At 72.1% G+C, this 25,446-nt stretch carries 20 protein-coding genes; 9 read left to right on the forward strand and 11 right to left on the reverse strand.

The features are described 5' to 3' along the window. The 4 genes from EF918_RS06690 to EF918_RS06705 all read right to left on the reverse strand — a co-directional run. A partial coding sequence (locus EF918_RS06690; RefSeq protein ID WP_185921613.1) for a hypothetical protein occupies positions 1-646 on the reverse strand: 646 nt, incomplete at its 3' end. Positions 647-680: 34 nt separating this feature from the next. After that, entirely contained in the window at positions 681-1,517 is an 837-nt protein-coding gene (locus tag EF918_RS06695; RefSeq protein WP_125642271.1) for an ABC transporter permease, read from the reverse strand. After that, entirely contained in the window at positions 1,514-2,542 is a 1,029-nt protein-coding gene (locus tag EF918_RS06700) for an ABC transporter ATP-binding protein (RefSeq protein WP_185921614.1), read from the reverse strand. The genes EF918_RS06695 and EF918_RS06700 overlap by 4 nt, the downstream gene beginning before the upstream one ends. 19 nt (positions 2,543-2,561) lie before the next feature. After that, the gene (locus EF918_RS06705; protein ID WP_125642275.1) at positions 2,562-3,926 is read right to left on the reverse strand and encodes an NYN domain-containing protein; all 1,365 of its coding nucleotides are present in this window, start codon (positions 3,924-3,926) and stop codon (positions 2,562-2,564) included. A 200-nt stretch (positions 3,927-4,126) separates the two neighbouring features. On the opposite strand from EF918_RS06705, the gene EF918_RS36780 reads away from it, so the two are divergent. After that, positions 4,127-4,297: a hypothetical protein gene (locus EF918_RS36780; RefSeq protein WP_185921615.1), complete on the forward strand. Its 171-nt coding sequence runs from the start codon at positions 4,127-4,129 to the stop codon at positions 4,295-4,297. A gap of 57 nt (positions 4,298-4,354) precedes the next feature. Here EF918_RS36780 and dnaE read toward each other — a convergent pair whose 3' ends face one another. Continuing rightward, positions 4,355-7,894, reverse strand: coding sequence for a DNA polymerase III subunit alpha (gene dnaE, locus EF918_RS06710; RefSeq protein ID WP_125642278.1), 3,540 nt, complete (start codon positions 7,892-7,894; stop codon positions 4,355-4,357). Between the two features lie 181 nt (positions 7,895-8,075). On the opposite strand from dnaE, the gene EF918_RS06715 reads away from it, so the two are divergent. From EF918_RS06715 to EF918_RS06735, 5 genes are all read left to right on the forward strand, one after another. Further along, a complete protein-coding gene (locus EF918_RS06715; protein WP_125642281.1) occupies positions 8,076-9,401 on the forward strand; it encodes a DUF2252 domain-containing protein in 1,326 nt (441 codons plus the stop codon). Positions 9,402-9,506: 105 nt separating this feature from the next. After that, the gene (locus EF918_RS06720; RefSeq protein ID WP_125642284.1) at positions 9,507-10,196 is read left to right on the forward strand and encodes a hypothetical protein; all 690 of its coding nucleotides are present in this window, start codon (positions 9,507-9,509) and stop codon (positions 10,194-10,196) included. Between the two features lie 57 nt (positions 10,197-10,253). Continuing rightward, complete coding sequence (locus EF918_RS06725) at positions 10,254-11,048, forward strand: DsbA family protein (protein ID WP_125642287.1); 795 nt, start codon at positions 10,254-10,256, stop codon at positions 11,046-11,048. Between the two features lie 135 nt (positions 11,049-11,183). Next, on the forward strand, positions 11,184-12,839 hold the full coding sequence (locus tag EF918_RS06730) for an alkaline phosphatase (RefSeq protein WP_125642290.1): 1,656 nt from the start codon (positions 11,184-11,186) through the stop codon (positions 12,837-12,839). A 246-nt stretch (positions 12,840-13,085) separates the two neighbouring features. After that, a complete protein-coding gene (locus tag EF918_RS06735) occupies positions 13,086-14,042 on the forward strand; it encodes a zinc metalloprotease (RefSeq protein ID WP_125642358.1) in 957 nt (318 codons plus the stop codon). 87 nt (positions 14,043-14,129) lie between these two features. Here EF918_RS06735 and EF918_RS06740 read toward each other — a convergent pair whose 3' ends face one another. Further along, positions 14,130-14,708 (reverse strand): dienelactone hydrolase family protein, encoded by a 579-nt coding sequence (locus EF918_RS06740; RefSeq protein WP_185921616.1) that lies wholly within the window; start codon positions 14,706-14,708, stop codon positions 14,130-14,132. Positions 14,709-14,756: 48 nt separating this feature from the next. Here EF918_RS06740 and EF918_RS06745 point away from each other — a divergent pair, with 48 nt between their 5' ends. Continuing rightward, a complete protein-coding gene (locus tag EF918_RS06745; RefSeq protein ID WP_125642361.1) occupies positions 14,757-15,833 on the forward strand; it encodes a mechanosensitive ion channel family protein in 1,077 nt (358 codons plus the stop codon). Positions 15,834-15,840: 7 nt separating this feature from the next. Here EF918_RS06745 and EF918_RS06750 read toward each other — a convergent pair whose 3' ends face one another. The 5 genes from EF918_RS06750 to EF918_RS06770 are packed head-to-tail and all read right to left on the reverse strand — an operon-like array spanning position 15,841 to position 20,933. Then, positions 15,841-17,430 (reverse strand): Na+/H+ antiporter, encoded by a 1,590-nt coding sequence (locus EF918_RS06750; RefSeq protein WP_125642296.1) that lies wholly within the window; start codon positions 17,428-17,430, stop codon positions 15,841-15,843. Positions 17,431-17,476: 46 nt separating this feature from the next. Next, positions 17,477-17,953 carry a GNAT family N-acetyltransferase gene (locus EF918_RS06755; RefSeq protein ID WP_125642299.1) on the reverse strand — a complete coding sequence of 159 codons (477 nt, stop codon included), beginning with the start codon at positions 17,951-17,953 and terminating at the stop codon, positions 17,477-17,479. Then, the gene (locus tag EF918_RS06760; protein ID WP_125642303.1) at positions 17,950-18,891 is read right to left on the reverse strand and encodes an RluA family pseudouridine synthase; all 942 of its coding nucleotides are present in this window, start codon (positions 18,889-18,891) and stop codon (positions 17,950-17,952) included. Before EF918_RS06760 ends, EF918_RS06755 begins: the two co-directional genes overlap by 4 nt. A gap of 53 nt (positions 18,892-18,944) precedes the next feature. Continuing rightward, positions 18,945-19,511, reverse strand: a complete 567-nt coding sequence (gene lspA / locus EF918_RS06765) for a signal peptidase II (RefSeq protein ID WP_125642306.1) — start codon at positions 19,509-19,511, stop codon at positions 18,945-18,947. A gap of 57 nt (positions 19,512-19,568) precedes the next feature. Then, positions 19,569-20,933 carry a TraR/DksA C4-type zinc finger protein gene (locus EF918_RS06770; protein ID WP_125642309.1) on the reverse strand — a complete coding sequence of 455 codons (1,365 nt, stop codon included), beginning with the start codon at positions 20,931-20,933 and terminating at the stop codon, positions 19,569-19,571. A gap of 587 nt (positions 20,934-21,520) precedes the next feature. Between EF918_RS06770 and ileS the strand changes: the two genes are divergently transcribed. After that, positions 21,521-24,676, forward strand: coding sequence for an isoleucine--tRNA ligase (gene ileS / locus EF918_RS06775; RefSeq protein WP_125642312.1), 3,156 nt, complete (start codon positions 21,521-21,523; stop codon positions 24,674-24,676). Positions 24,677-24,781: 105 nt separating this feature from the next. Next, entirely contained in the window at positions 24,782-25,423 is a 642-nt protein-coding gene (locus tag EF918_RS06780; protein ID WP_125642315.1) for a hypothetical protein, read from the forward strand. Positions 25,424-25,446 lie beyond the last annotated feature (23 nt).

Genomic DNA, 25,446 nt, shown 5'->3' on the forward strand with positions numbered 1-25,446 from the left:
GGCCGGCGTACGGCGCGTACCCCCCGCCGCCGTGCACGTGCGGCGGGGGGTACGCGCCGTACGCCGGCCAGTCCTGCTCGGGAGCCGGGTCGCGCGGGGTCCACAGCGCCGTCAGGCCCAGGTGGACGGCGACCGCCACCATCGGCCAGACCAGCAGCACGCCGTACGCCAGGAGTTGCAGCGGTGCGTCGAAGGGGACGCCCTTGCCCGCCTCGGCGGCGGCAGCGGCGATGTCCCGGGACGGGCCGAGCCGCAGGCCCAGCCGCCAGCCGAGCAGCGCGGCGAAGCCCGAGCCCAGGGCCAGCCCGAGCACCAGCGGCACCCCGCCGCGGCGCCGCCACAGGAAAGTGCCGACCGCGCTGAGCAGGCCGAGGCCGGCCGAGAGCAGGAAGAAGGTGCCGTCGGCCCCGATCCGGGCCTCGCTCTCGGTGTCGGCGAGGAAGACGGCCTGTCCGTTGGAGACGAACTGCATGCGCGGGGCCAGCCAGGCCCACAGCACCGCGAGCAGGACGCCGGCCACGCCGACGGCGAGGGCGACGGCGGCGCCGTCGCGGACGTCGGCCGCCGTGATCCGCCCGGGACTCGGTTCGGGCGCCGGTTCGGGTGCGGCGGGGGACGGTTGCGGCGGGGTCACGGCTTCGGTCACCCCCACATCGTGCCAGGTGGCGGCGAGCCCGGCGTCAGCGGACCGCCGCCCGCCGGTACGCCCAGGTGGCGACGGCCAGCGACAGCACGCCGACCAGGCCGCAGACACCCAGGTCCAGGGCGACCACGGCCCAGTCCGGCTCGGCGGCGAAGGTCCGGGCGAAGGCCTCCACGCCGTAGGTGGAGGGCAGCAGGTCGCGCGCCCGGACGACGAGCTCCGGCATCCGCTCGGGCGGCAGCACCCCGAGGAGCAGGGCCGCGGACATGCCGAGCTGGCCCGCGAGCGTGGCCAGCTCCTGGCGCGGGGCGAGCAGCCCCAGCGCGGCCCCGAGCCCGGCCAGGGCGGCGCCCGCCAGGGGGACCACCAGCAGCAGGATCCACAGGCCGGTCATCGGCAGGCCGAACAGCAGGCAGCCGAAGACGGCGGTGACGAAGGTGCCGGGCAGCGTGAAGGAGGCGTAGGCGGCGGCCGCGCCGAGCACCACGGAGGCCGGGGGCACCGGCAGGGTGGCGTAGTGGTCGAGCCCGCCGCCCGCCTTGAGCTGTCCGAAGTACTGGGCGAGCAGGTTCAGTGCGACGAAGGCGACGACGAGCACCGAGGAGCCCGCCACCACGGCCTGCGCCTCGGACCCGCCGTCCACCACGCCGCGCATGAGGATCATGATGCCGACGGACTGGAAGGTGGCCACGAACAGCAGCGGGATCCGCGCCACCCGCGCCCGGGAGAGCTGGGCGCGGTACACGGCCCCGAGCGCGGGCAGCAACCGTGCCCGCGGCGCCAGGGGCGCCACCGCCCGGCGAGCGGTCCCCCGCTCGGCACCGGGTGCGCCGGCCGCGGCCGGGACGGCCGCAGCCACGGACTGGTCGGTCATGACTTCACCAAACCCTTCGTCCGGCCGCCGAGGGCCAGGTACACGTCCTCCAGGCTCGGCGTCGCCAGGGTGAAGTCGTCGAGGGCGGCGAAGGCGGGGCCGCCCGTCACCGCGGCGACGGCCGCGCGGGCCTGCTCCTGCGGCAGGCGCAGCACCCAGCGGCGGCCGGAGCCGTCGGCCCGGGCCTGCAGGGCCGCGACCTCGGGGAGGTCCAGCGGGGGCGCGGTGCGCCACACCAGTTCCAGTCGGACCTCGTCGGAGACCAGGGCCTTCAGCCCGGCGGGGGTGTCGCAGGCGATGACCTTGCCGCGGTCCACCACGGCGACCCGGTCCAGGACGGTCTCCGCCTCGATCACGTTGTGGGTGACCAGCAGCACGGTGGCCCCGCCCTGGGCGCGCCGCCGGTCCACGGCCGACCACACCGCGCGCCGGGCCACCGGGTCCATGCCGGTCGTCGGCTCGTCCAGGACCAGCACGGGGCGCTCGCCCACCAGGGTCGCGGCGAAGCAGGCGAGGCGGCGCTGGCCGCCCGAGAGTTTCTTCAGGGGCTTGCCGGCGAGGGCCGTCAGGTCCAGTTCCTCCAGGACGGCGTCCCGCTCGGCCCGCGCCGCGCGGGCGCCGAGCCCGCGCAGTCGGCCGGTGGTCTCGGCGGCCAGTGCCACCGTGAGCTCGTCCAGGGCGGTGGACTCCTGCCCGAGGTAGGCCAGCAGCCGGGCCGCCCGCTCGGGGTGGCGCACCAGGTCGTGGCCGAGCAGTTCGACGGTGCCCGCGTCGGGCCGCATCAGGCCCGTCAGCTGGCGGACCAGGGTGGACTTGCCGGCGCCGTTCGGGCCGAGCAGGCCGAATACCTCGCCGCGGCGGACCTCCAGGGAGATCCCGTCGGTCGCCCGGGTCTCCGGCAGGGCCGGCGCGCCGCGCCCGCCCCGCACCGCGGGATAGGTCTTGACCAGGTCACGCACCACGCAGACCGCGTCGCCCGTGGCTCCTGCCGCGGTGTGCCCCGCCTGTGCTGTGCCCGTACTCACGAGGGAGCAGCCTACGGGGTTACGGCGCCTCCCCGGCCGCCGGGGTCACCGGGGCGACCGGCGCGGCGCCCACGTGATCGGCCGCGGCCCGGACGTCGATCTCCCGCCAGAACCCGGCCCGGATGGCGTACCGGTCGTGCTCGTCGATCTGGTCGTCCTTGTGCGCGAGCAGGCCGAACCGGGCGGCGTAGCGCAGCAGCTCGCCGTCGATCCGGTGCGGGATCCGCGGGTACAGGGTGGCGAGTTTCTGCAGGTGACCGGTCTCCGGCAGGCGTTCCATCCAGCGCCGGGCGAACACCTGGCCGACCTCGAAGGGGTCGCCGCCGACGGTGGTGATGTCCTCCTCCCGGTCGGCCCAGCGCTGCTCGGCGCTGGTGAGCTGGGCGAGGGTGGGCAAGGAGGCGGTCTCGGCGGGTTCGCCGAGCGGGCCGGGCCGGTCGATCCAGCCCTTGTCGGAGGACCACCGCAGCGCGCTGCCGGCGGCGGACGGGGCGGGGGCGGTCTGCGCGGCGACGGTCCCGGGGCCGCGCAGACCGGCCAGGTCCTTGGGCGTGGGCACTCTGCTGCCCACTCCCGGCGCCGGTGCGACGGCTCCGGCGCCGTCCGGCCCGTCGTCGGAACCGGCCGTGCGCGGGCCCACCGGCACCCGCGCGCCGCCGGGCCCGACCGGTACGCCGGTCACCCCGGCCACGCCGTCGACGCCGGGCCCGAGGGTGACCGACCCGTTGCGCGCGGCCTCGGCGAGGGCGGCCTCCGGCAGGGGGGCCGACAGGATGGCCGCGATCTCGGGCCGGGGTGCGGGCGGCGGCGGGCACAGGCCGGTCAGGTCCCGGGCCCGGACGGCCCGGGTGATCCAGGCCCGGTCCAGGACGCGTCGTTCGTCGGCCTCGGCGACGAGGTCCTCGGACTGGTTGTAGTCCCCGTCGGCGGCCTGGACGGCCCACAGGTGCACGGCGACGCCGTGCTCCTTGGCCGACATCAGCCCGGGCAGCAGGTCGCCGTCCCCGGTCACGAGCACCACGTCGGAGCAGGCCCGGTTGCGGGCGAGCTCGGTCAGCTCGGCGTGCATGGCCGCGTCCACGCCCTTCTGGGCCCAGCGGCCGTCGCTGCGGGTCAGGGCGCCCAGGCGCACGGTGACCCGGGACATCACGCGCAGCCGCCGGTGCTCGGGCTGGGGCACCCGGTCGGGGGCCCCGTCGAACCAGTAGATGCGCAGCAGCGGCTGGGCGGTGTCGGCCTCGGCCCGTTCGCGCAGTCCCTGGATGAGGGCGGCGTGGTCGACGGTGATGCGGGAGCGGGAGGGCTCCCCGGCGAGAAGACTGGCGGCGGCGCCCAGCAGATAGCCCGCGTCCACCAGGACGACGCAGCGGTCCACGCGATCCACCCTCTTTCGGGGAGCGGTGTTGGTTGCCCCCGAGTCTGCCCGAACCACGGGGTGTCGGCGGCCGGAACTCGATCACCGGCGTGGCGGAAGCTCTGGTTCCACCAGCTACGGACAGTAAAGATCCAAAATGCGCGCTGCATGGCGGTATGTGAGTGTGAAGGCGGCCCTGGCCCCGACAACCGTTCCCAGGAGGCATCCCCATGGCCAAGAACAAGAACCGCCAGCAGCCGTCGCAGAAGCAGCAGCCCCGGTCCTCGCAGGAGGATATGAGCAAGGGCCAGTCGGAGATGCCGTCCGGCGGCTCTTCCTCCTCCCCGAGCCCGATGGACATGGCGCACAAGCGCAAGGAGAAGAAGTTCGGCCACAACTGACGCCGGACCTCGCCCGCAGGACGCCCCTGGCACGGTCGCCAGGGGCGTCCTGCTGCGTCAGCCGGCCAGGCAGGACGGCCCGAGCAGCACCTTCAGGTCGCCGAAGAGTGCCGGGTCGGGCTGCACCCGGTGCCGGTCCAGCCGCAGCACGGTGGTCGAGCGCGGCCCCTGGAGCTTGATCCGGACCTCGGTGTTGCCCTTGTGGTGGCTGAGGATCTCGCCGAGCCGGGTGACCATCGGAGGAGTCACCTTGACGGTGGGGATGGTGAGGACCACCGGGGCGTTGGTGCCGGCGGAGGACAGGTCGGGGACCATCAGCTCCATCGCGACCAGCCGGGGCACGTCCTCGCGCTTGTCCAGGCGGCCCTTGACGAAGACGACGGCGTCCTCGACCAGCTGGGTGGAGACGAGCTGGTAGGTGGCCGGGAAGAACATGCACTCGATCGAGCCGGCCAGGTCCTCCACGGTGGCGATGGCCCAGGCGTTGCCCTGCTTGGTCATCTTGCGCTGGAGGCCGGAGATGATGCCGCCGATGGTGACGACGGCGCCGTCGGCGTGCTCGCCGCCGGTGAGCTGGGAGATGCCGGCGTCGGTCTTGTCCGACAGGACGTGCTCCAGGCCGAACAGCGGGTGGTCGGAGACGTAGAGGCCGAGCATCTCGCGCTCCTGGGCGAGCAGGTAGGACTTCTCCCACTCGACGTCGGAGAACTCCACGTCCAGCCCGAAGCCGGGCTCGCTGCTGTCCTCGTCACCCATGCCGCCGAACAGGTCGAACTGTCCCTCGGCCTCCTTGCGCTTGACCGAGACCACGTTGTCGATCATCGGCTCGTGCTGGGCGACCAGGCCCTTGCGGGTGTGGCCCATCTCGTCGAAGGCGCCGGCCTTGATCAGCGACTCGACGGTCCGCTTGTTGCAGACCACGGCCTCGACCTTGTCCAGGAAGTCGGGGAAGGAGCTGTACTTGCCCTTCGACTTCCTGGTCTTGATGATCGAGTCCACGACGTTCTGGCCGACGTTGCGCACGGCGGTGAGGCCGAAGAGGATCACGTCGTCGCCCTGGGCGGCGAAGTTCGACTCCGACTCGTTCACGTTCGGCGGGAGCACCTTGATGCCCATGCGGCGGCACTCGTTCAGGTAGATCGCGGACTTGTCCTTGTCGTCCTTGACCGAGGTGAGCAGGCCGGCCATGTACTCGGCCGGGTGGTTGGCCTTGAGGTAGGCCGTCCAGTACGACACCAGGCCGTACGCGGCCGAGTGCGCCTTGTTGAAGGCGTAGCCGGCGAACGGGACCAGCACGTCCCACAGGGCCTGGATGGCCTCGTCGGAGTAGCCGTTCTTGCGGGCACCGGCCTGGAAGATCGTGAAGTTCTTCGCCAGTTCCTCGGGCTTCTTCTTGCCCATCACGCGGCGCAGGATGTCGGCCTCGCCGAGCGAGTAACCGGCGATGATCTGGGCGGCCTTCTGCACCTGCTCCTGGTAGACGATCAGGCCGTAGGTGACGGCGAGGACCTCTTCGAGGGGCTTCTCCAGCTCCGGGTGGATCGGCGTGATCTCCTGCTGCTTGTTCTTGCGCAGCGCGTAGTTCGTGTGGGAGTTCATGCCCATCGGGCCCGGCCGGTACAGGGCGGACACGGCGGAGATGTCTTCGAAGTTGTCGGGCTTCATCAGGCGCAGCAGCGAGCGCATGGGGCCGCCGTCGAACTGGAAGACGCCGAGGGTGTCACCGCGCTGGAGCAGCTCGAAGGTCTTGGGGTCGTCGAGCGGGAGGGCCAGGAGGTCGATGTCGATCCCCTTGTTGGCCTTCACCATCTTGACGGCGTCGTCCATGATCGTGAGGTTGCGCAGGCCGAGGAAGTCCATCTTCAGCAGGCCGAGCGACTCGCAGCTCGGGTAGTCCCACTGGGTGATGGTCACGCCGTCCGTGTGCCGCACCCAGACGGGCACGTGGTCGGTGATCTTCTCGCTGGACATGATCACACCGGCGGCGTGCACGCCCATCTGGCGGACCAGGCCCTCCACACCGCGGGCGGTGTCGATGACCTTCTTCACGTCCGGCTCGTTCTCGTACATCGACCGGACCTCGCCGGCCTCCGAGTACCGGGGGTGGCTGGGGTCGGTGATGCCGGAGAGCGGGATGCCCTTGCCGAGGACGTCGGCGGGCATGGCCTTGGTGATCCGGTCGCCCATGGCGTACGGGTAGCCCAGCACGCGCGCGGAGTCCTTGATCGCGTTCTTGGCCTTGATGGTGCCGTACGTGCCGATCATGGCGACCTTGTCGGCGCCGTACTTCTCGGTCACGTACCGGATCACCTCGACGCGCCGGCGCTCGTCGAAGTCGATGTCGACATCGGGCATCGAGATGCGCTCGGGGTTGAGGAAGCGCTCGAAGATCAGGCCGTGCGGGATCGGGTCGAGGTCGGTGATGCCGAGGGCGTAGGCGACGATCGAGCCGGCCGCGGAGCCACGGCCGGGGCCCACCGCGATGCCCTGGTTCTTGGCCCACATGATGAAGTCGGCGACCACGAGGAAGTAGCCCGGGAAGCCCATCGAGATGATCGTGTCCATCTCGTACTCGACCTGCTTCATGCGGTCCTCGGGGATACCGCCCGGGAAGCGGCGGTGCATCCCCTTCATGGTCTCCTCGCGGAACCAGGTGACCTCGGTGTAGCCCTCCGGGATGTCGAACTTGGGCATCAGGTTCCGGAACTGGAACATGCCCTCGGTGTCGACCTGCTCGGCCACCAGCCGCGTGTTGGCGCAGCCCTCCTGCCAGGCGTCCGAGGAGTCGATGGCGTACATCTCCTCCGTGGACTTCAGGTAGTAGCCGGTGCCGTCGAACTTGAAGCGGTCCGGGTCGGAGAGGTTCTTGCCGGTCTGGATGCACAGCAGCGCGTCGTGGGCCCCGGCCTCGTGCGCGTAGGTGTAGTGGGAGTCGTTGGTCACCAGCGGCGGGATGTCGAGCTTCTTGCCGATCTCCAGCAGGCCGTCACGGACCCGGCGCTCGATCTCGATGCCGTGGTCCATCAGCTCCAGGAAGTACCGGCCCGCGCCGAAGATGTCCTTGTAGTCGGAGGCCGCCTTGAGCGCCTCGTCGAACTGGCCGAGCCGCAGTCGGGTCTGCACCTCGCCCGAGGGGCAGCCGGTGGAGGCGATCAGGCCCTCGGACCACTGGGCGATGGTCTCCTTGTCCATCCGGGGCCACTTCGTGAGCCAGCCCTCGGCGTAGGCGTCGGAGGACAGCCGGAAGAGGTTGTGCAGTCCGGTGCTGTTCGCCGCCCAGATCGTCTTGTGGGTGTAACCGCCGGAGCCGGAGACGTCGTCCCGCTTCTGGTGCGGCTGGCCCCACTGGATCCTGCGCTTGTTGCGCCGGGACTCGGGGGCGACATAGGCCTCGATCCCGATGATCGGGGTGACTCCGGCCTTCTGGGCGGTGTGGAAGAAATCGTACGCGCCGTGGAGGTTGCCGTGGTCGGACATGGCGATATGGGTCATGCCCATCTCGTTGCACGCGTTGAACATGTCCTTCAGCCGCGCAGCACCGTCCAGCAGGGAGTACTGGGTGTGGACGTGCAGGTGCGTGAACGGCGTCTTGGTCACGGCGGAGGACTCCTGGGGTTCCGGGGGGCCGGGAGGCGGGGGCAGCTTCGAATCCTACGTCCCACGGGTGACAAAGGCCGGGCACCGACCGGTACGGTCGGGCGTTGCAGAACCAGGAGAACCGGTCCGGCGTCCAGTCGGTCAGAACCTGTACCAGCCCGTGCACCAGGAGGCACCCGCCATGGCGGTCCCCGAGACGACGAACGAGCAGCGCGCCGAGCAGATACTCGATGTGTTCGACACCGCATTCGGCGAGCTGCTCGCAGCCGACCCCGCCGCCTTCCAGGTCAAGTTCCGCAAGATGGCGGCCTCGGCCTTCGCCTTCTACCGCGGCACCGCCTGCCTCTTCTACGCCGACCTGGAGCGGGACCGGCACGGCGGCCCGTACCTGGACGAGCAGACCGGCCGGGTGTGGATCCACGGCGATCTGCACGCGGAGAACTTCGGCACGTACATGGACTCCAACGGCCGGCTGATCTTCAACGTCAACGACTTCGACGAGGCCTACGTCGGCCCCTTCACCTGGGACCTCAAGCGCTTCTCGGCCTCGATCGCCCTGATCGGCTACACCAAGGCCCTCAGCGACGAGCAGATCAGCGACCTGGTGCGGACCTACGCCGCCGCCTACCGGGAGCGGATCCACCACCTGGCCACCGGCGCCAAGCACGAGGAGGTGCCCTCCTTCACCCTGGACACCGCCGAGGGCCCGCTCCTGGAGGCCCTGCGCGCGGCCCGTGCGCGGACCCGGTTCTCGCTGCTGGAGTCGATGACCGAGATCCGCGACCACGAGCGCCGCTTCTCGGACGGCGGCGGCGCGGTCGAGCTGGACGCGGCCACCCGGTACAAGGTGCTGGCCGCCTTCGACGGGTACCTGGAGACCCTGCCCGAGGAGTCCCTGGTGCGCCCGGACTCCTACCGGGTCAAGGACGTGGTCGGCCGTCGGGGCGTGGGCATCGGCTCGGCGGGCCTGCCCTCGTACAACATCCTGCTGGAGGGGCACAGCGACGCCTTGGAGAACGACGTCGTGATCTACCTCAAGCAGGCCCAGACCCCGGCCGTGTCGCGGCACGTCACGGACCGGGCGGTGCGGGACTACTTCCAGCACGAGGGGCACCGTACGGTGATCTCCCAGCGGGCCCTGCAGGCGCACGCCGACCCGTGGCTGGGCTGGACCGAGCTCGACGGGGCCGGTCAGCTGGTGGCGGAGGTCTCGCCGTACGCGGTGGACCTGGACTGGTCGGACATCGACGACCCGGAGGAGATCGCGGCCGTGGTCGCCGACCTCGGCCGGGCCACGGCGACCATGCACGCCTCGGCCGACGAGGACCAGAGCGGTCAGTCGCTGGTGCCGTTCTCCACCGAACGCGCGATCGACGCGGCCATCGCCGCCGACGAGGAGGGCTTCGCCCCGCTGCTGGTGGACTTCGCCCACGCCTACGGGGCGCGCGCCCGCACCGACCACCAGATCTTCGTCGACCTCTTCCGCAACGGCCGGCTCGCCCGCTGATCCGTCGGCCCGCCGCCGTGCCACGGGTCCGTTCCGGCCGGATGTGACCTCCGGTACGGGCCCCGAGGGCACGGTTTCACAGGGTCCCGTGGCACACTCGCGGCGATGGACATATCAGGGACATGGCTCAGGGGGCTGCGGGCCGCGCTGTTCAGCGCGGTCGTCGTGCTGCTCTCGGCCGGTTCGCACGTCCTGATGTCACGGGTCCCGTTGCCGCCCGCCCTGGTCGCCGGCGCCTTCGCCGGGGTCTTCGTGATCGCCTTCGCGCTGGCCGGCCGGGAGCGGGGTTTCGGCCCGATCGCCGGGGTGCTGGTCCCGCTGGAGCTGGCCGCCGACACGGTCTTCACCTCCGGCCAGCACGTCTGCTACGGCCCGGCCGGCGGACCCGTCTCCGGGCCGCTGCGCGCCCTCGGCCTGGCCGAGCTGTGCGGCGGCACCCCGCTGGGCGGCCCGCTGACCGAGGTGTCCGGGCCGGCCGACGCGGCGGCGCTGCTCGCCTCCCCCGGCCCGTGGACCCCCTGGCTGCTGCTGGGGGCGCACGTCTCGGTCGGGCTGCTGGCCGCGGCCTGGCTGCGGTACGGCGAGCGGGCGCTCGGCCAGGTGCTGCGCGCGGTCACCGCCTTCGCGTTCCGGCCGCTGCGGCTGGTGGTGGCCGCGGTCACCCCGGCCGCCGGCCCGGCCCGGCGCGCGGTCCGCGCGACCGCGGCGGGCGTCGTCCTGCGGACCCGGTTCCCCGCCCATTCCGTGGGGCGGCGGGGACCACCGGTGGGGGCACCGGCGCTCGGCCCCGGCTGAGCCGCCACGCCGGAACGTTCCCTCCCGCACGCTTCACCCCACCCACGGAGAACCACCATGAGCGCACGTAACAGCCAGGCCAACAAGGCGGCCGCCCGCGAGCGGCTGCGCGCCGAGCGCGAGGCCCAGGCGAAGAAGGACAAGGTCCGCCGGCAGGTCCTGGTGGCCGGTGCCGTCGTCGCCGTCCTGGCGCTGGCCGGCGGCGTCGGCTACGCGGTCGTCCAGGCCAACCAGCCCGGCGTCTGGGAGAAGGCCGCCAAGGCCGAGCTGGTCAAGCCGAAGAACACCGAGGGCGACAACGGCACCACCGTCGTCATCGGCAAGCCCGAGGCGAAGAAGACCCTGGAGCTCTACGAGGACCCGCGCTGCCCGGCCTGCGCCGCGTTCGAGCAGGCGGTCGGTGAGACGATCAAGAAGGACGTGGACGCCGGCAAGTTCAAGCTCCAGTTCGTGGGCGGCACCTTCCTCGACAAGGGGCTGGGGGGCGACGGCTCGAAGAACGCGATGAGCGCGCTCGGCGCCGCGCTGAACGTGAGCCCCGACGCGTTCCTCGCGTACAAGGGCGCCCTGTACTCGGCGGAGTTCCACCCGAGCGAGACGGAGGACAAGTTCGGCAAGGACGACTACCTCCTGAAGGTCGCCGACACGGTCCCGGCACTCAAGGGCAACGCCGAGTTCAAGGCCGCCGTCGAGAACGGCACCTACGACCGCTGGGCGGTGGAGATGTCCAAGGCGTTCGACAAGTCGGGCGTCACGAGCACCCCGACCCTGAAGATGGACGGGAAGAAGATCGAGACCCCCTCGACCCCGCAGGCCTTCACCGAGGCCATCGACAAGGCCCTGCAGGGCTGACGTCCCGGACCGGCGCCGCTGACCAGCGCCGATCCGACAAGTACGGACCAACGGGCGGGCGAACTCCGAGAGTTCGCCCGCCCGTTGCCTGCACGAGGGTGTTCCGGGGCACTTACCGGCCAGTAATGTTCGGCCGTGACCAGTCAACTCCCCCCTGCCTCCGGCGCCTCGCCGCGCCGCCGCTCGGTCGTCAAGGCCGCTGCCGCCACCGCCACGCTGGCCCCGTTCGCCGCCGCCCTGGCCGGGCCGGCCCACGCGGCCGACACCGCGCCCGCCTTCCTGCACGGCATAGCCTCCGGTGACCCGCTGCCCGACGGTGTCCTGCTGTGGACCCGGGTCACCCCCACCACCGACGCCCTGCCCGGTTCGGGCCGGGGCCCGGCCACCGAGGTGGCCTGGGAGGTCGCCGAGGACAAGGGCTTCACCCGGGTCGTCGCGCGCGGCAGCGTCACCGCCACCGCGGCCGCCGACCACACCGTCAAGGCCGACGTGCGCGGACTGCGCCCGCAGACCACGTACTTCTACCGTTTCACCGCGGGCGGCACGCTCTCCCCGGTCGGCCGCACCCGCACCACCGCCGCGCACGACGCGAGCACGCCGGGGGTCCGCTTCGGCGTGGTCTCCTGCGCCAACTGGGAGGCGGGCTACTTCTCCGCCTACCGCCACCTGGCCGCCCGCACCGACCTCGACGCGATCCTGCACCTGGGCGACTACATCTACGAGTACGCCACCGGCGGCTACCCCGAGGCGAAGTACGTCGTGCGCCCGCACGAACCGCAGCACGAGATCACCACCCTGGCCGACTACCGCACCCGGCACGGCAGGTACAAGACCGACGCCGACCTCCAGGCGCTGCACGCCGCGCACCCGTTCGTGGCGATCTGGGACGACCACGAGTTCGCCAACGACGCCTGGTCGGGCGGCGCCGAGAACCACACCCCGGGCGCCGAGGGCGACTGGGCGGCCCGCGCCGCCGCCGCCAAGCAGGCCTACTTCGAGTGGATGCCCGTCCGCCCGTCCGTCGCCGGCACGGTCTACCGCCGCCTGCGCTTCGGCAACCTGGCCGACCTGCACCTGCTCGACCTGCGCAGCTTCCGCTCGCAGCAGGTCAAGGTGGGCAGCGGCTCGGTGGACGACCCCGAGCGCACCATCACGGGGCGGGCCCAGCTGGACTGGCTCAAGTCCGGCCTGGCCTCCTCCAACGCGACCTGGAAGCTGGTCGGCACCTCGGTGATGATCTCGCCGGTGGCCTTCGGCTCGCTGCCCGCCCACCTGCTGGGGCCGCTGACCAAGCTGCTCGGCCTGCCCGAGGGCGGCCTCGCGATCAACGTGGACCAGTGGGACGGGTACACCGACGACCGCAAGGAGCTGCTGAACCACCTGAAGGACCGCGGCATCAAGAACACCGTGTTCCTGACCGGCGACATCCACATGGCCTGGGCCAACGAGGTCCCGATGAACATGGCCACGTACCCCGGCTCCGGCACCGCCGCCACCGAGTTCGTGGTCACCTCGGTGACCTCCGACAACATCGACGACCTGCTGCACGTGCCGGCCGACACGGTCTCCCTGGTGGCCGAGACGGCGATCAAGGCCGCCAACTGGCACGTGAAGTGGCTGGACATGGACGCGCACGGGTACGGCGTGCTGGACGTGACGGCGCAGGCCTCGCAGATGGACTACTACGTCGTCTCGGACAAGGCCAAGAAGGACGCCACCGCGGCATGGAGCCGTTCGTACCGCACGCTGAACGGCACCCAGAAGGTGGAGCGGGTCTACCGTCCGGTGTGACCGCCGGTATGATCATTTACTGACGGACCGTCAATTTTGCGGCTCACGGGGGCATCTGGGCACACACCAGGTGCCCCTTGTGCGCCTTCGGCAACAAATCTTTTACGCAGAAGCCTTGACCGATGCATGTCATGGACACATAAGCTTCGCGCCAGCGTGAGGAAAAACCTCCGCCCCCACCACGCTTGCGAGGAGTTCTACGTGCGCGCTTCTGCCCGCATATCCCCCCTGCTCCGCCGCCGTCTGATGGGCGCCGCCGCGCTGACCGGTGCCCTGACGTTCGCCCCGCTCTCCGCCCCCGCCACCGTCGCGGCCGCCCCCACGGGCGCCGAGCAGTGCGCCGGCTCCGAGGCCGCCCCCGCCAACGCCCGCGTCGCCAAGCCGCAGGGCGACAAGGCCGCCGAGCCCAACGAGGTGTCGGAGGCCCAGGTCCAAGCCATGGACGCCGACCTGAAGAAGAAGCTCTCCCAGCTCACCCCCCAGAAGCTGGACGGGCTCCGCGTGGCCGGTGCGACCGGTGCCACGGCGACCACCATCCCGGTGTACTTCCACGTCATCACGTCCGGCACGGCCGGCAAGCTGACGGCGACCGACATCAACAACCAGATCGCCGTCCTGAACGCCGCCTACGCGGGCCAGGGCACCGGCAACGTGGACACCGGCTACCGGTTCCAGCTGGTCTCCACCGACTACACGGACAACGCCGCCTGGTACAACGTCAGCGACGGCACCCAGGCCGAGAAGGACATGAAGAACGCCCTGCGCAAGGGCGGCGCGAACGCGCTCAACGTCTACACGGCCAACCTCGGCGGCGGCCTGCTCGGCTGGGCGACGTTCCCCAGCTCCTACGCCTCCCAGCCCAAGATGGACGGCGTGGTCCTGCTCAACTCCTCGCTGCCCGGCGGCGCGGCCACCAACTACAACGAGGGTGACACCGCCACCCACGAGGTCGGCCACTGGATGGGCCTGTACCACACCTTCCAGGGCGGCTGCACCGGCAGCGGTGACTCGGTCTCCGACACCCCGGCCGAGAAGACCGCCGCGTACGAGTGCCCCGAGGGCCGTGACTCCTGCACCAGCAAGGCCGGCAAGGACCCGATCCACAACTTCATGGACTACACGTACGACGCGTGCATGTACCAGTTCACCGCGGGCCAGGTGTCCCGGATGAAGAGCATGTGGAGCGCCTACCGCGCGGGCTGACGCTCGGCGGGGCAGACCAGGCGACACACAGGGGGGCACGGTCCGGCGCGAGCCGGACCGTGCCCCCCTCGCCGTACGGCCGGGCGCCTACAGGCTGTCGAGGAACGCCAGGGCCGCCGCCCAGCTCTGCTCGGCGGCCTCCTTGTCGAAGTCCGGCAGCTCCGGGTCGGTGAACAGGTGCCCGGCGCCCGGGTACCGGTGCACCTCCACGTCCGCGCCCGCCCGCCGCATCCGCAGGTACCAGGCGGTCAGCCAGTCGTGCGGCTCGAACGGGTCCGGGTCTGCCACGTGCAGCTGGACCGGCAGCTCGTCCACCGCCGTGTCGTCGGCGATGTCGGCCGTGCCGTGGAACAGCAGCAGGCCACGGCTGCGGTCGTCGGCGAGGGCGAGCTGCTGGGCCACCGAACCACCGAACGAGAAACCGGCATAGACCAGCCCCTTGTCCGAGTGCGGCGCCGCGGCCGACACGGCGCGCCGGAGCAGCTCGTCCCGCCCGGTCCCGTCCCGGAACGCCATGCCCTCCTCGACGGTGTCGAAGGTGCGTCCCTCGAAGAGGTCCGGCACCACGACCGTGTGTCCGGCGGCGCGCAGCCGGCCGGCCGCGTCCTGCACTGCGGGCCGCAGCCCGTACGTCGAATGGAAGAGCATGATGTCCATGCGTCCCATCGTGCCAGTTTCCGCCGACCGGCTTCGGATACGTTCACCGGCATGGAGATGGAGCCCGTGCTGCGCCCGCTGATCGTGATCGGCGGAACGGTCCTGCTCACCGTCGTCGTCGGCCAGCTGCTGGACCTGCTGCTGCGCCGGCTGGACGCCCGGCACCCCGAGACCCCGCTGTGGGGCCTGCTGCGCCGCTGCGCGCTGCCGTTCCAGCTGGTCCTCGCGACCGCGCTGCTGCGCGGGTCCTACCGGCAGGCCCGGGTGCTGCCCGACCACCCCCGGGAGGTCGGCCAGGCCCTGACGCTCGCGCTGATCGCCGCCACGGCCTGGCTGCTGGTGCGCATCGCGAACGCCGCCGTGGACACGGCTTACGTGCGATGGGCGGCCGGCACCACGGACGAGGCCCGCATCCGCCGGGTGCAGACCCAGGTCACGCTGATCCACCGGGTGGTCTCGGCGGCGGTCGTGCTGGTGGCGGTGGCGGCGATGCTGCTGACCTTCCCCGCGATGCAGGCCGCCGGCGCCTCGCTGCTGGCCTCCGCCGGGGTCCTCGGCATCGTGGCCGGCATCGCCGCCCAGTCCACGCTCGGCAACGTCTTCGCCGGCCTGCAGATCGCCTTCGGCGACACCGTCCGCATCGGGGACACGGTGGTGGTCGACAAGGAGTGGGGGAAGGTCGAGGAGATCACCCTGACCTTCCTGACCGTCCGCACCTGGGACGAGCGGCGGATCACCATGCCCGTCTCGTACTTCACCGGCAAACCGTACGAGAACTGGTCGCGCGGCGGCGCCGAGATGACCGGCACGGTGTTCCTCCACCTGGACCACAGCGCCCCCGTCGCCCTGCTGCGCGAGCGCCTCCAGGAGGTCCTGGCCGGGATCCCGGAGTGGGACGGGCGCACCGGCACCCTGGCGGTCACCGGCACCACCGCGCACACCATGGAGGTCCGGGCGGTGGTCTCGGCCGGCAACGCCGACGACATCTGGACGGTGCGCTGCGCCGTCCGCGAGCAGCTCATCGGCTGGCTCGCCGCGGAGCACCCCTACGCCCTCCCCCGCATCGCCACCTCCCCGGCGGTCCCCCCGCCGGGGCGCGAGGGGGCGGCCGCCGACGGCGCGGGAAGCAGCTGACGGCGGGTCACAGGCGCAGGCTGCGCACGTCCAGGTGGCGCAGCACCCGGTCGACCACCTCGGGGTCGGCGCCGGCCTCGCTGCGGGCCGAGAGCACCTCGTGGCGGGCGGCGGACATCATCTCGCGCTGGATGCGCTGGATGTCGTGCAGCCGCTGGACCCGCTGGGCCCAGGCCTCGCGGCGTTCCTCGTCGACCATGTCCGGGCTGATCCGGGCGCCCACGTCGTAGGCCCGGCGCTGGAGCTGCTCCAGCAGGTCCTCCGGGAGGTCCTCGACCTCCTCGATCTCCTTCAGCCGGCGTCTGGCGGCCTTGGCGGCCCGGATGGCCAGCTCCCGTTCGAAGGCCTGCACGGCGTCGGTGTCGGCGGCCACCCCGAGCCGGCGCACCAGCCAGGGCAGGGTCAGGCCCTGGGCCACCAGGGTGGTCATGATGACCGCGAAGGCGATGAAGACGGTCTCGTCCCGGTCGGGGTACGGTCCGCCGCCGTCCACGGTGAGCGGCAGGGCCAGCGCCAGCGCCACCGAGGCCACCCCGCGCATCCCGGCCCACCACATGATCACGCTCTCCTGCCAGCTGAGCGGGATCTCCTCGTCGTAGTCGCGCCCGGTGTGCAGCCGGCGGGCGAGCCATGCGGCCGGCAGCAGCCACAGCAGCCGCACCCCGACCACGGTGGCCACCACGGCCGCGGCCCAGCCGATCATCTCCGCCTCGCGGCCCTTCGCGGTGCCGAAGACGTTGTGCAGCTCCAGTCCGATCAGTCCGAACGCCACGCCCGTGACGAGCATGTCGACGACCTCCCAGAAGGTGTGCCCGGCCAGCCGGCCCAGCACGTCGTCGGCGTCACCCGCGTACTCGGCCAGGAACAGCGCGGTGGTCAGCACGGCGAGCACGCCCGAGCCGCCCAGCTCCTCCGCCACCACGTACGAGACGAACGGCACGAGCAGGGTCAGCCCGATCTGCAAGGTGGCGTCGCCCAGCCGGCCCATCAGCGCGTTGGTGGCCCAGCCCAGGGCGAGGCCGACCGCCACGGCGACCACGGCCGACAGCACGAACTCGCCCAGCGCGGCCGGCCAGGAGAAGGTGCCGCTGACGGCGGCGGCCACCGCCACGTGGTACAGCACGATGGCGGTGACGTCGTTGAACAGCCCCTCGCCCTCCAGGATCGACACCAGCCGCCGGGGCAGCCCGAGCGAGCCGGCCACCGCGGTGGCGGCGACCGGGTCGGGCGGGGCCACCAGCGCGCCGAGCGCCACGGCGGCGGCCACCGGCAGACCGGGCACCACGGCATGGGCGACGGCGGCGACCGCGGCGGTGGTCACGAAGACCAGCGCCACGGCCAGCAGCAGGATGGGCCGCAGGTTGGCGGCGAACTGCCGCCAGGAGGTGCGCTGGGCGGAGGCGTACAGCAGCGGCGGCAGCACCAGCGGCAGGATGAACTCGGGCGGGAAGTCGACGTTGGGCACCGCGGGCACCAGCGCCATCACCATCCCGCCCAGGGTCATCAGGACCGGCGCGGGCAGCCCCAGCCGGTCGCCGAGCGGCACGGTGACCACGGCGCCGAGCAACAGCACGAAGAACAGAGCGAGCTGATCCACCCGCACCAGGGTGCCAGGTCCGCCCTGTTCCTGCGGTAAGGCCCGGTCACGGGTCCAGGGTGCGGCGCATGGCCCGGTGGGCGATGCCCGCCTCCTCGAACTCCGGGCCGTACGCCACGTAGCCGAGCCCCTCGTAGAAGCCCAGGGCGTGGACCTGCGCGCCCAGGTCGACGGCGGTCAGGCCGCGCCGGGCCGCCTCGTGTTCCAGGGCCCGGACGAGGGCCGCGCCCACGCCCGTGCCGCGGGCGGACCCCAGCACGGCCAGCCGGCCGAGGGAGCCGATGCCGACGGCGCCGCCGGTCTTGGCCTCGGCCGCCGCGCCGTGCAGCAGCCGGCCGGTGCCGAGCGGGGTGCCGTCGGGGCCGACGGCCAGGACGTGCACGGCCCCGGCGTCGTAGGCGTCGTACTCGACGGACTCGGGCACGCCCTGCTCGACGACGAAGACCTCGCGGCGGACCGCGAAACAGGCCGCGCGGTCCTCCTCGGTGCGCGCCAGCCGGACCGTGGGGCCCTTCGCCGTCATTCGCTCTCGGCCCGGATCACGTCCAGGGCGTGCTGGAGGTCGGCCGGGTAGGTGCTCTCGAACTCCACCCAGCGGCCGTCCGACGGGTGCTCGAAACCGAGCCGCACCGCGTGCAGCCACTGGCGGGTGAGGCCCAGCCGCTTGGCGATGGTGGGGTCGGCGCCGTAGGTCAGGTCGCCGACGCAGGGGTGGCGGTGCGCGGACATGTGCACGCGGATCTGGTGGGTGCGGCCGGTCTCCAGCTTGATGTCGAGCAGGGAGGCCGCGCGGAAGGCCTCGATCAGGTCGTAGTGGGTGATCGAGGGCTTGCCGTCGGAGGTGACGGCCCACTTGTAGTCGGCGCTGGGGTGACGGCCGATGGGCGCGTCGATGGTGCCGCTCATCGGGTCCGGGTGGCCCTGGACCAGGGTGTGGTAGCGCTTGTCGACGATGCGCTCGCGGAACTGGTGCTTGAGCGAGGTGTACGCGCGCTCGGACTTGGCCACGACCATCAGCCCGGAGGTGCCGACGTCGAGCCGGTGCACGATGCCCTGGCGCTCGGCGGCACCGGAGGTGGAGATCCGGTAGCCGGCGGCGGCGAGGCCGCCGATGACGGTGGTGCCGGTCCAGCCGGGGCTGGGGTGGGCGGCGACGCCGACCGGCTTCATGATCACGACGATGTCGTCGTCGTCGTGGACGATCTCCATGCCCTCGACGGGCTCGGCGACGATCTCGACCGGGCGCGGCGGGGCCGGCATCTCGACCTCCAGCCAGGCGCCGCCGTGCACGCGCTCGGACTTCCCGACGACGCTGCCGTCCACCGAGACCTTGCCCGAGGCGGCGAGCTCGGCGGCCTTCGTCCGGGAAAAACCGAACATACGCGCGATGGCGGCGTCGACGCGCTCGCCTTCGAGGCCGTCGGGAACGGGCAGGGTGCGGATCTCGGGAATCGTACTCACCCGTCGAGTATGCCGGACTTCCCCGCGGGCCCGTCCTGCGCGCCCGCCTGGGGTCAGTCCTTGTGGACGGTCCCGTCCGGGTCGAGCCCGCGGAACGACAGCAGCACGATCAGGATGCCGCCGCACACGATCGCCGAGTCGGCGAGGTTGAAGACGGCGAAGTGGGAGGGCGCGATGAAGTCCACGACCGCCCCGCGGAAGACGCCGGGCGAGCGGAAGATCCGGTCGGTGAGGTTGCCGAGCGCACCACCGAGCAGCAGGCCCAGGGCGATGGCCCAGGGCAGGCTGTAGAGCTTGCGGGCCAGCCGCACGATCACCACGATCACCGTGGCCGCGATGATCGTGAAGATGATCGTGAAGGCCTCGCCGAAGCCGAAGGCGGCACCCGGGTTGCGGATCGCCTCGAACTTCAGCAGGTCCCCGACGATCCGGATCGGCGCGTGGTGCTCCAGCTTCGCGACCACCAGCATCTTGCTGCCGAGGTCGAGGAGGTACGCCAGCACGGCCACGACGAGCAGCGCCGTGATCCGCCGGCGCCCCCTGGGCTCCGCGGGCACCGGCTGCGGCTGCGTGTCGTTCCCGACCTCCGGCGTATCGATGATGCGCTCCGCCTCTGCCACGTGAGTCCCTCGAACTAGCTCGACAACTGAGGACGAGGGTACGTCAGACGGCCGGGATCAGTGTCGCCGCTCCTGCTTCTGCTTGCACTCCACGCACAGGGTGGCCCGTGGGAAGGCCTGCATCCTCGCCTTGCCGATGGGGCGCCCGCAGTTCTCGCACAGGCCGTACGTGCCCGCGTCGAGCCGTTCCAGGGCCCGCTCGGTCTGCTCCAGCATCTCGCGGGCGTTCGAGGCGAGGGCCAGTTCGTGCTCACGGGTGATGTTCTTGGTGCCCGTGTCGGCCTGGTCGTCGCCGGCGCCGTCGCCCGAGTCGCGCATCAGACCGGAGATCGCCTCCTCGGAGGCGTGCAGCTCGCTGCGCAGCCGCGTGATCTCGCTCTGCAGCTCGGTGCGGGCCTCGGCGACCTCGGCGGCGGTCCAGGGCTCCTCGTCCGCGCGGACGGCGAGCTCGCCGGGCGGGACCGAGAGGGTCGCGCGCGCCTTGGGCAGGCCGCTGGTCGCCGCCGCGGCGGCCTTCCTCGACGTGCCCGTGCCGGTGTTCTTCTTGGCAACCACGTTCCCCGCTCCCGTCTGCTCGGTGGACCCGTCGGCGGCGGACGCCGCCCCCTCGGCCTCGGCCTCCTTGGCCTGGGCCGACGCCTTGACCGTCCTGGTGCTCCTGGCCGGCGCCTTCCTGGCCGCCGGCTTCTTGGCCGGGGCCTTCTTCGCCGCCGTCTTGGTGGCCGCCGGTTTCTTGGCCGGGGCCTTCTTCGCCGCCGTCTTGGTGGCCGCCGGTTTCTTGGCCGCGGACTTCTTGGCCGCGGACTTCTTGGCCGCCGCCTTCGGGGCCGAGGGCCGGGCGGCCGCGGCCCGGCCCGCCGTGCCCGACGTGCCCGCCGTGGCCGGCGGGGGCTCGGGGGCGTGGGCCAGGGTCTTGCGGGCCACCGTGCCGCCGGTCACCGCGATGTCGTGCACCTCGGCGAAGTCGGCCGCGTGCGTGGCCGGCGCGTGGGCCAGGGTCTTGCGTGCAGCCACCGCCCCGGTCACCACCTCGGGCAGCTCCGGCTCGGCCAGCCGGACCGCCTTCTTGACCGGCGCCTTCTTCGCGGGCGCCTTCTTCGGCGGAGCCTTGGTGGCAGCGGCCTTGGTCGCCGGAGCCTTGGTCGCCGGAGCCTTGGTCGCCGCCCTCACGGGAGCCTTCTTCGCGGCCTTGGCCGGAGCCTTCGTCGGAGCCTTCTTCGCGGCCTTGGCCGGAGCCTTGGTCGCCGCCTTGGCCGGAGCCTTCTTCGCGACCTTGGCCGCAGCTTTGGTCGTGGCCTTGGCCGGCGCCTTGGCCGCGGCCTTCGCCGGGCTCTTGGCCGGGGCCTTCTTGGCGGCCTTGGCCGGGGCCTTCTTGGCCGCGGCCTTGGTTCTGGTCGTGGATGCCGTCTTCTTCGCCACCATGGCCGCGGCCCCTTCACATATTGTGATCTTGCTCGCGAATCGTGCTGGGACGATAAATCGACTCCCACCCCGCGGCAACGGGGCGCGCACCCGCAGAGGCCAACCTGCATCCGTTGTGCCCAGCTCCGCGCCAGGTATTCCGCCACCCGGAGCAGTCCGGAGCCCGTACGGGCGCATCCGACCGTCCGGGCCACCCGCGCGCCGTCCGCGCGCCGCCCGGACGCCCGGCCCGGCACCGGCCCGGACCCCGCCCCCGCGCCCCCGCGGAAACCGGTCTGCCGACCGGCGCCCCGGACCGTACACTGGGCCCAGCGAAAGGCATGGATGGGGACGAGTAGCGTCGGACGCAGCCAGGAGCGACCCGGGGACGGTGAGAGCCCGGGGGCGAGCGCGGCGTGAAGGATCACCCCGGAGCCGCCGGAAGAACGCCCACGGCACGCGCGGTGGGTCAGTAGAACCGGCTCGCACCCCTAATGAGGGGGCCACCGGACCCGTCCGGCGGCCAAGGAGGGTGGTACCGCGGGAGCACCAGTTGCGCTCTCGTCCCTCCGGACGGACCCGACACCGCCGGAGGAAGACCACACCCGATGAGTACGCAGCCGAACCCGCCGCAGTACCGCCCGGTACCCGCCCAGGTGGACCTGCCCGCCCTGGAGCACTCGGTCCTGGAGTTCTGGCAGGAGAACAAGACCTTCGCCAAGACCCTGGAGCAGTCCGAGGGCCGCCCCGAGTGGGTCTTCTACGAGGGCCCGCCCACCGCCAACGGCATGCCCGGCGCCCACCACATCGAGGCCCGCGTCTTCAAGGACGTCTTCCCGCGCTTCCGCACCATGCGCGGCTACCACGTCGCCCGCAAGGCCGGCTGGGACTGCCACGGCCTGCCCGTCGAGCTGGCGGTCGAGAAGGAGCTCGGCTTCAACGGCAAGCAGGACATCGAGGCGTACGGCATCGCCGAGTTCAACGCCAAGTGCCGCGAGTCCGTGACCCGCCACACCGACGCCTTCGCCGAGCTGACCACCCGCATGGGCTACTGGGTGGACCTGGACGACGCGTACCGGACCATGGACCCCGAGTACGTCGAGTCGGTCTGGTGGTCGCTGAAGGAGATCTTCGGCAAGGGACTCCTCGTCCAGGACCACCGGGTCGCCCCCTGGTGTCCCCGCTGCGGCACCGGGCTGTCCGACCACGAGCTGGCCCAGGGGTACGAGACGGTCGTGGACCCCTCGGTCTACGTGCGCTTCCCGCTGACCTCCGGCCCGCTGGCCGGCGAGGCCTCCCTGGTCGTGTGGACCACCACCCCGTGGACCCTGGTCTCCAACACCGCCGTGGCCGCGCACCCCGAGGTCACGTACGTCGTGGCGACCAACGGCGAGGAGAAGCTCGTCGTCGCCCGGCCGCTGCTGGAGAAGGCCCTCGGCGAGGGCTGGGAGGCCACCGGGCAGACCTTCACCGGCAAGGAGATGGAGCGCTGGGCCTACCGGCGCCCGTTCGAGCTGGTCCCCTTCGACACCCCGGCCCACTTCGTGGTCAACGCCGACTACGTCACCACCGAGGACGGCACCGGTCTGGTCCACCAGGCCCCCGCCTTCGGCGCCGACGACCTCGCCGTCTGCCGCGCGTACGGCCTGCCGGTGGTCAACCCGGTCCGCCCCGACGGCACCTTCGGCGAGGAGGTCCCGCTGGTCGGCGGCGTCTTCTTCAAGAAGGCCGACGAGCGGCTGACCGCCGACCTCGACGCCCGCGGCCTGCTCTTCAAGCACATCGCCTACGAGCACAGCTACCCGCACTGCTGGCGCTGCCACACCGCGCTGCTCTACTACGCGCAGCCGTCCTGGTACATCCGCACCACCGCCGTCAAGGACGCGATGCTGCGGGAGAACGAGAAGACCAACTGGTTCCCGGAGTCGGTCAAGCAGGGCCGGTTCGGCGACTGGCTCAACAACAACATCGACTGGGCCCTGTCCCGCAACCGCTACTGGGGCACCCCGCTGCCGATCTGGCGCTGCGAGGAGGGCCACCTCACCTGCGTCGGTTCGCGCGCGGAACTGTCGGAGCTGTCCGGCCAGGACCACTCCGGCCTGGACCCGCACCGCCCGTTCATCGACGAGGTCACCTTCCCCTGCACCAGCGCGGGTTGCCCGCGCACCGCGGTGCGCGTGCCGGAGGTCATCGACGCCTGGTACGACTCGGGCTCGATGCCGTTCGCGCAGTACGGCTACCCGTACAAGAACAAGGAGCTGTTCGAGAAGCGCTACCCGGCGCAGTTCATCTCCGAGGCCATCGACCAGACCCGCGGCTGGTTCTACACGCTGATGGCGGTCGGCACCCTGGTGTTCGACAAGTCCTCGTACGAGAACGTGGTCTGCCTCGGCCACATCCTCGCCGAGGACGGCCGCAAGATGTCCAAGCACCTGGGCAACATCCTCCAGCCGATCCCGCTGATGGACCAGCACGGCGCCGACGCCGTGCGGTGGTTCATGGCGGCCGGCGGTTCCCCGTGGGCGGCCCGCCGGGTCGGCCACGGCACCATCCAGGAGGTCGTCCGCAAGACCCTGCTGACGTACTGGAACACCGTGGCCTTCCAGGCCCTGTACGCGCGCACCTCCGACTGGGCCCCCTCCGCGGCCGACCCGGCCCCGGCCGACCGCACGGTCCTCGACCGCTGGCTGCTCTCGGAGCTGAACGCGCTGGTCGGCGAGGTCACCGAGGCGATGGAGGCGTACGACACCCAGCGCGCCGGCAAGCTGCTGTCGGCGTTCGTGGACGACCTGTCCAACTGGTACGTGCGCCGCTCGCGCCGCCGGTTCTGGCAGGGCGACAAGGCCGCGCTGCGCACCCTGCACGACGTGGTCGAGACGGTCACCCGGCTGATGGCCCCGCTGACCCCGTTCATCACCGAGCGGGTCTGGCAGGACATGGTCGTCCCCGTCACCCCGGACGCCCCGGAGTCGGTGCACCTGGCCGGCTGGCCGGAGGCCGACGCGGGCGCGGTGGACACCACGCTGTCGCAGCAGATGCTGCTGGTGCGACGGCTGGTGGAGCTGGGCCGGGCCACCCGCGCCGAGTCGGGTGTGAAGACCCGTCAGCCGCTGTCGCGGGCGCTGGTCGCCGCCGCGGGCTTCGAGGCGCTCTCCCCCGAACTGCACGCGCAGATCACCGAGGAGCTGAACGTCTCCTCGCTGGCCTCGCTGTCCGAGGTCGGCGGTTCGCTGGTCGACACCACGGCCAAGGCCAACTTCCGGGCGCTGGGCAAGCGGTTCGGCAAGGGCGTGCAGGACGTGGCGAAGGCGGTGGCCGCGGCCGACGCGGCGGCGCTGTCGCTGGCGCTGCGCTCGGGCGGGGCCACGGTCGAGGTCGACGGCGAGACGGTGACGCTGACCCCGGAGGAGGTCATCATCACCGAGACCCCGCGCGAGGGCTGGTCGGTGGCCTCCGACTCGGGCGCCACGGTGGCCCTGGACCTGGAGATCACCCCGGAGCTGCGGCTTGCGGGCCTGGCCCGTGACGCGATCCGGATGATCCAGGAGGCCCGGAAGAACTCCGGCCTGGACGTCGCGGACCGGATCGCCCTGCGCTGGACCGCCTCGGACCCCGAGGTGACCACGGCCCTGACCGACCACGCGGCGCTGATCGCGGACGAGGTGCTGGCCACGGACTTCGCCGGCGGCGCGGCCGACGACAGCTACGGGGAGACGTTCACGGACGAGTCCCTGGGCCTGGCCTTCCGCCTGCGCAAGGCATAAGGCGGCGGGCGCAAGGCCCAAGGCGTCGGCGCCCGGAGTCCCGTACGGCCCGGCAACCCTTTCGGGGGCTGCCGGGCCGTCGCGCGTTCCGAAAGGATCGGGCCCATGGAACAGCGGATCAAAGGGGCGGCCGTTCTCGGAGCCGGAGCGGACCGGGCCTTCTTCCTGGGCGAGGACGGAGAGGTCTCGGAATTCCACAGAAATATCGGAAATGATGCGCATTGGACATATGCGGGTGACGGGCGGCAGCCCTGGGAAAAGGCGTTCCCCGAGGTGCACCAGCAGATCCCGGTGCGCGACCGGGCCCGGATGGGGCTGATGTTCGCCTCCGGGCCGGGCCTGCTGCACTGGGTCCACCGCTCACCCTGTGGGGAACAGCACATCGTCGGCCGGCCCGGCGGGCCCGGGACGCGGACCGTCCACCGGCCCCCGTGGTGGCCGTGCGACGCGGACCGCACGGTCCGCGGCGCCGCCCCGCTGCCCGACGGGTCCGTGCTGCACGCCACGTCCACGGCGCTCCACGTGCACCGGGCCGACGCCGGTCCGCGCCGACTGGGCCCCGCCCCGGAGGGGACGACGGCCCTGTGCTTCGACCCGACCGTCGGCATCGTCTTCTGCTTCACCGGCCCGGCCGCCATGAGCACCTTCCGGCTCACCGGCTCCGGGCCCGCCACGTACGCCCTGACCCCCACCGGGACGGGGCCCGTCGGCGCGGTCTGGCCGGACCCGGGCCCCGGCTCACCGTGACGGAAACGGGCCGGGCCCGGTTC

This window comes from Streptomyces sp. WAC06614 (assembly GCF_003949795.1).
In the GTDB taxonomy this organism is placed as follows: domain Bacteria; phylum Actinomycetota; class Actinomycetes; order Streptomycetales; family Streptomycetaceae; genus Streptomyces.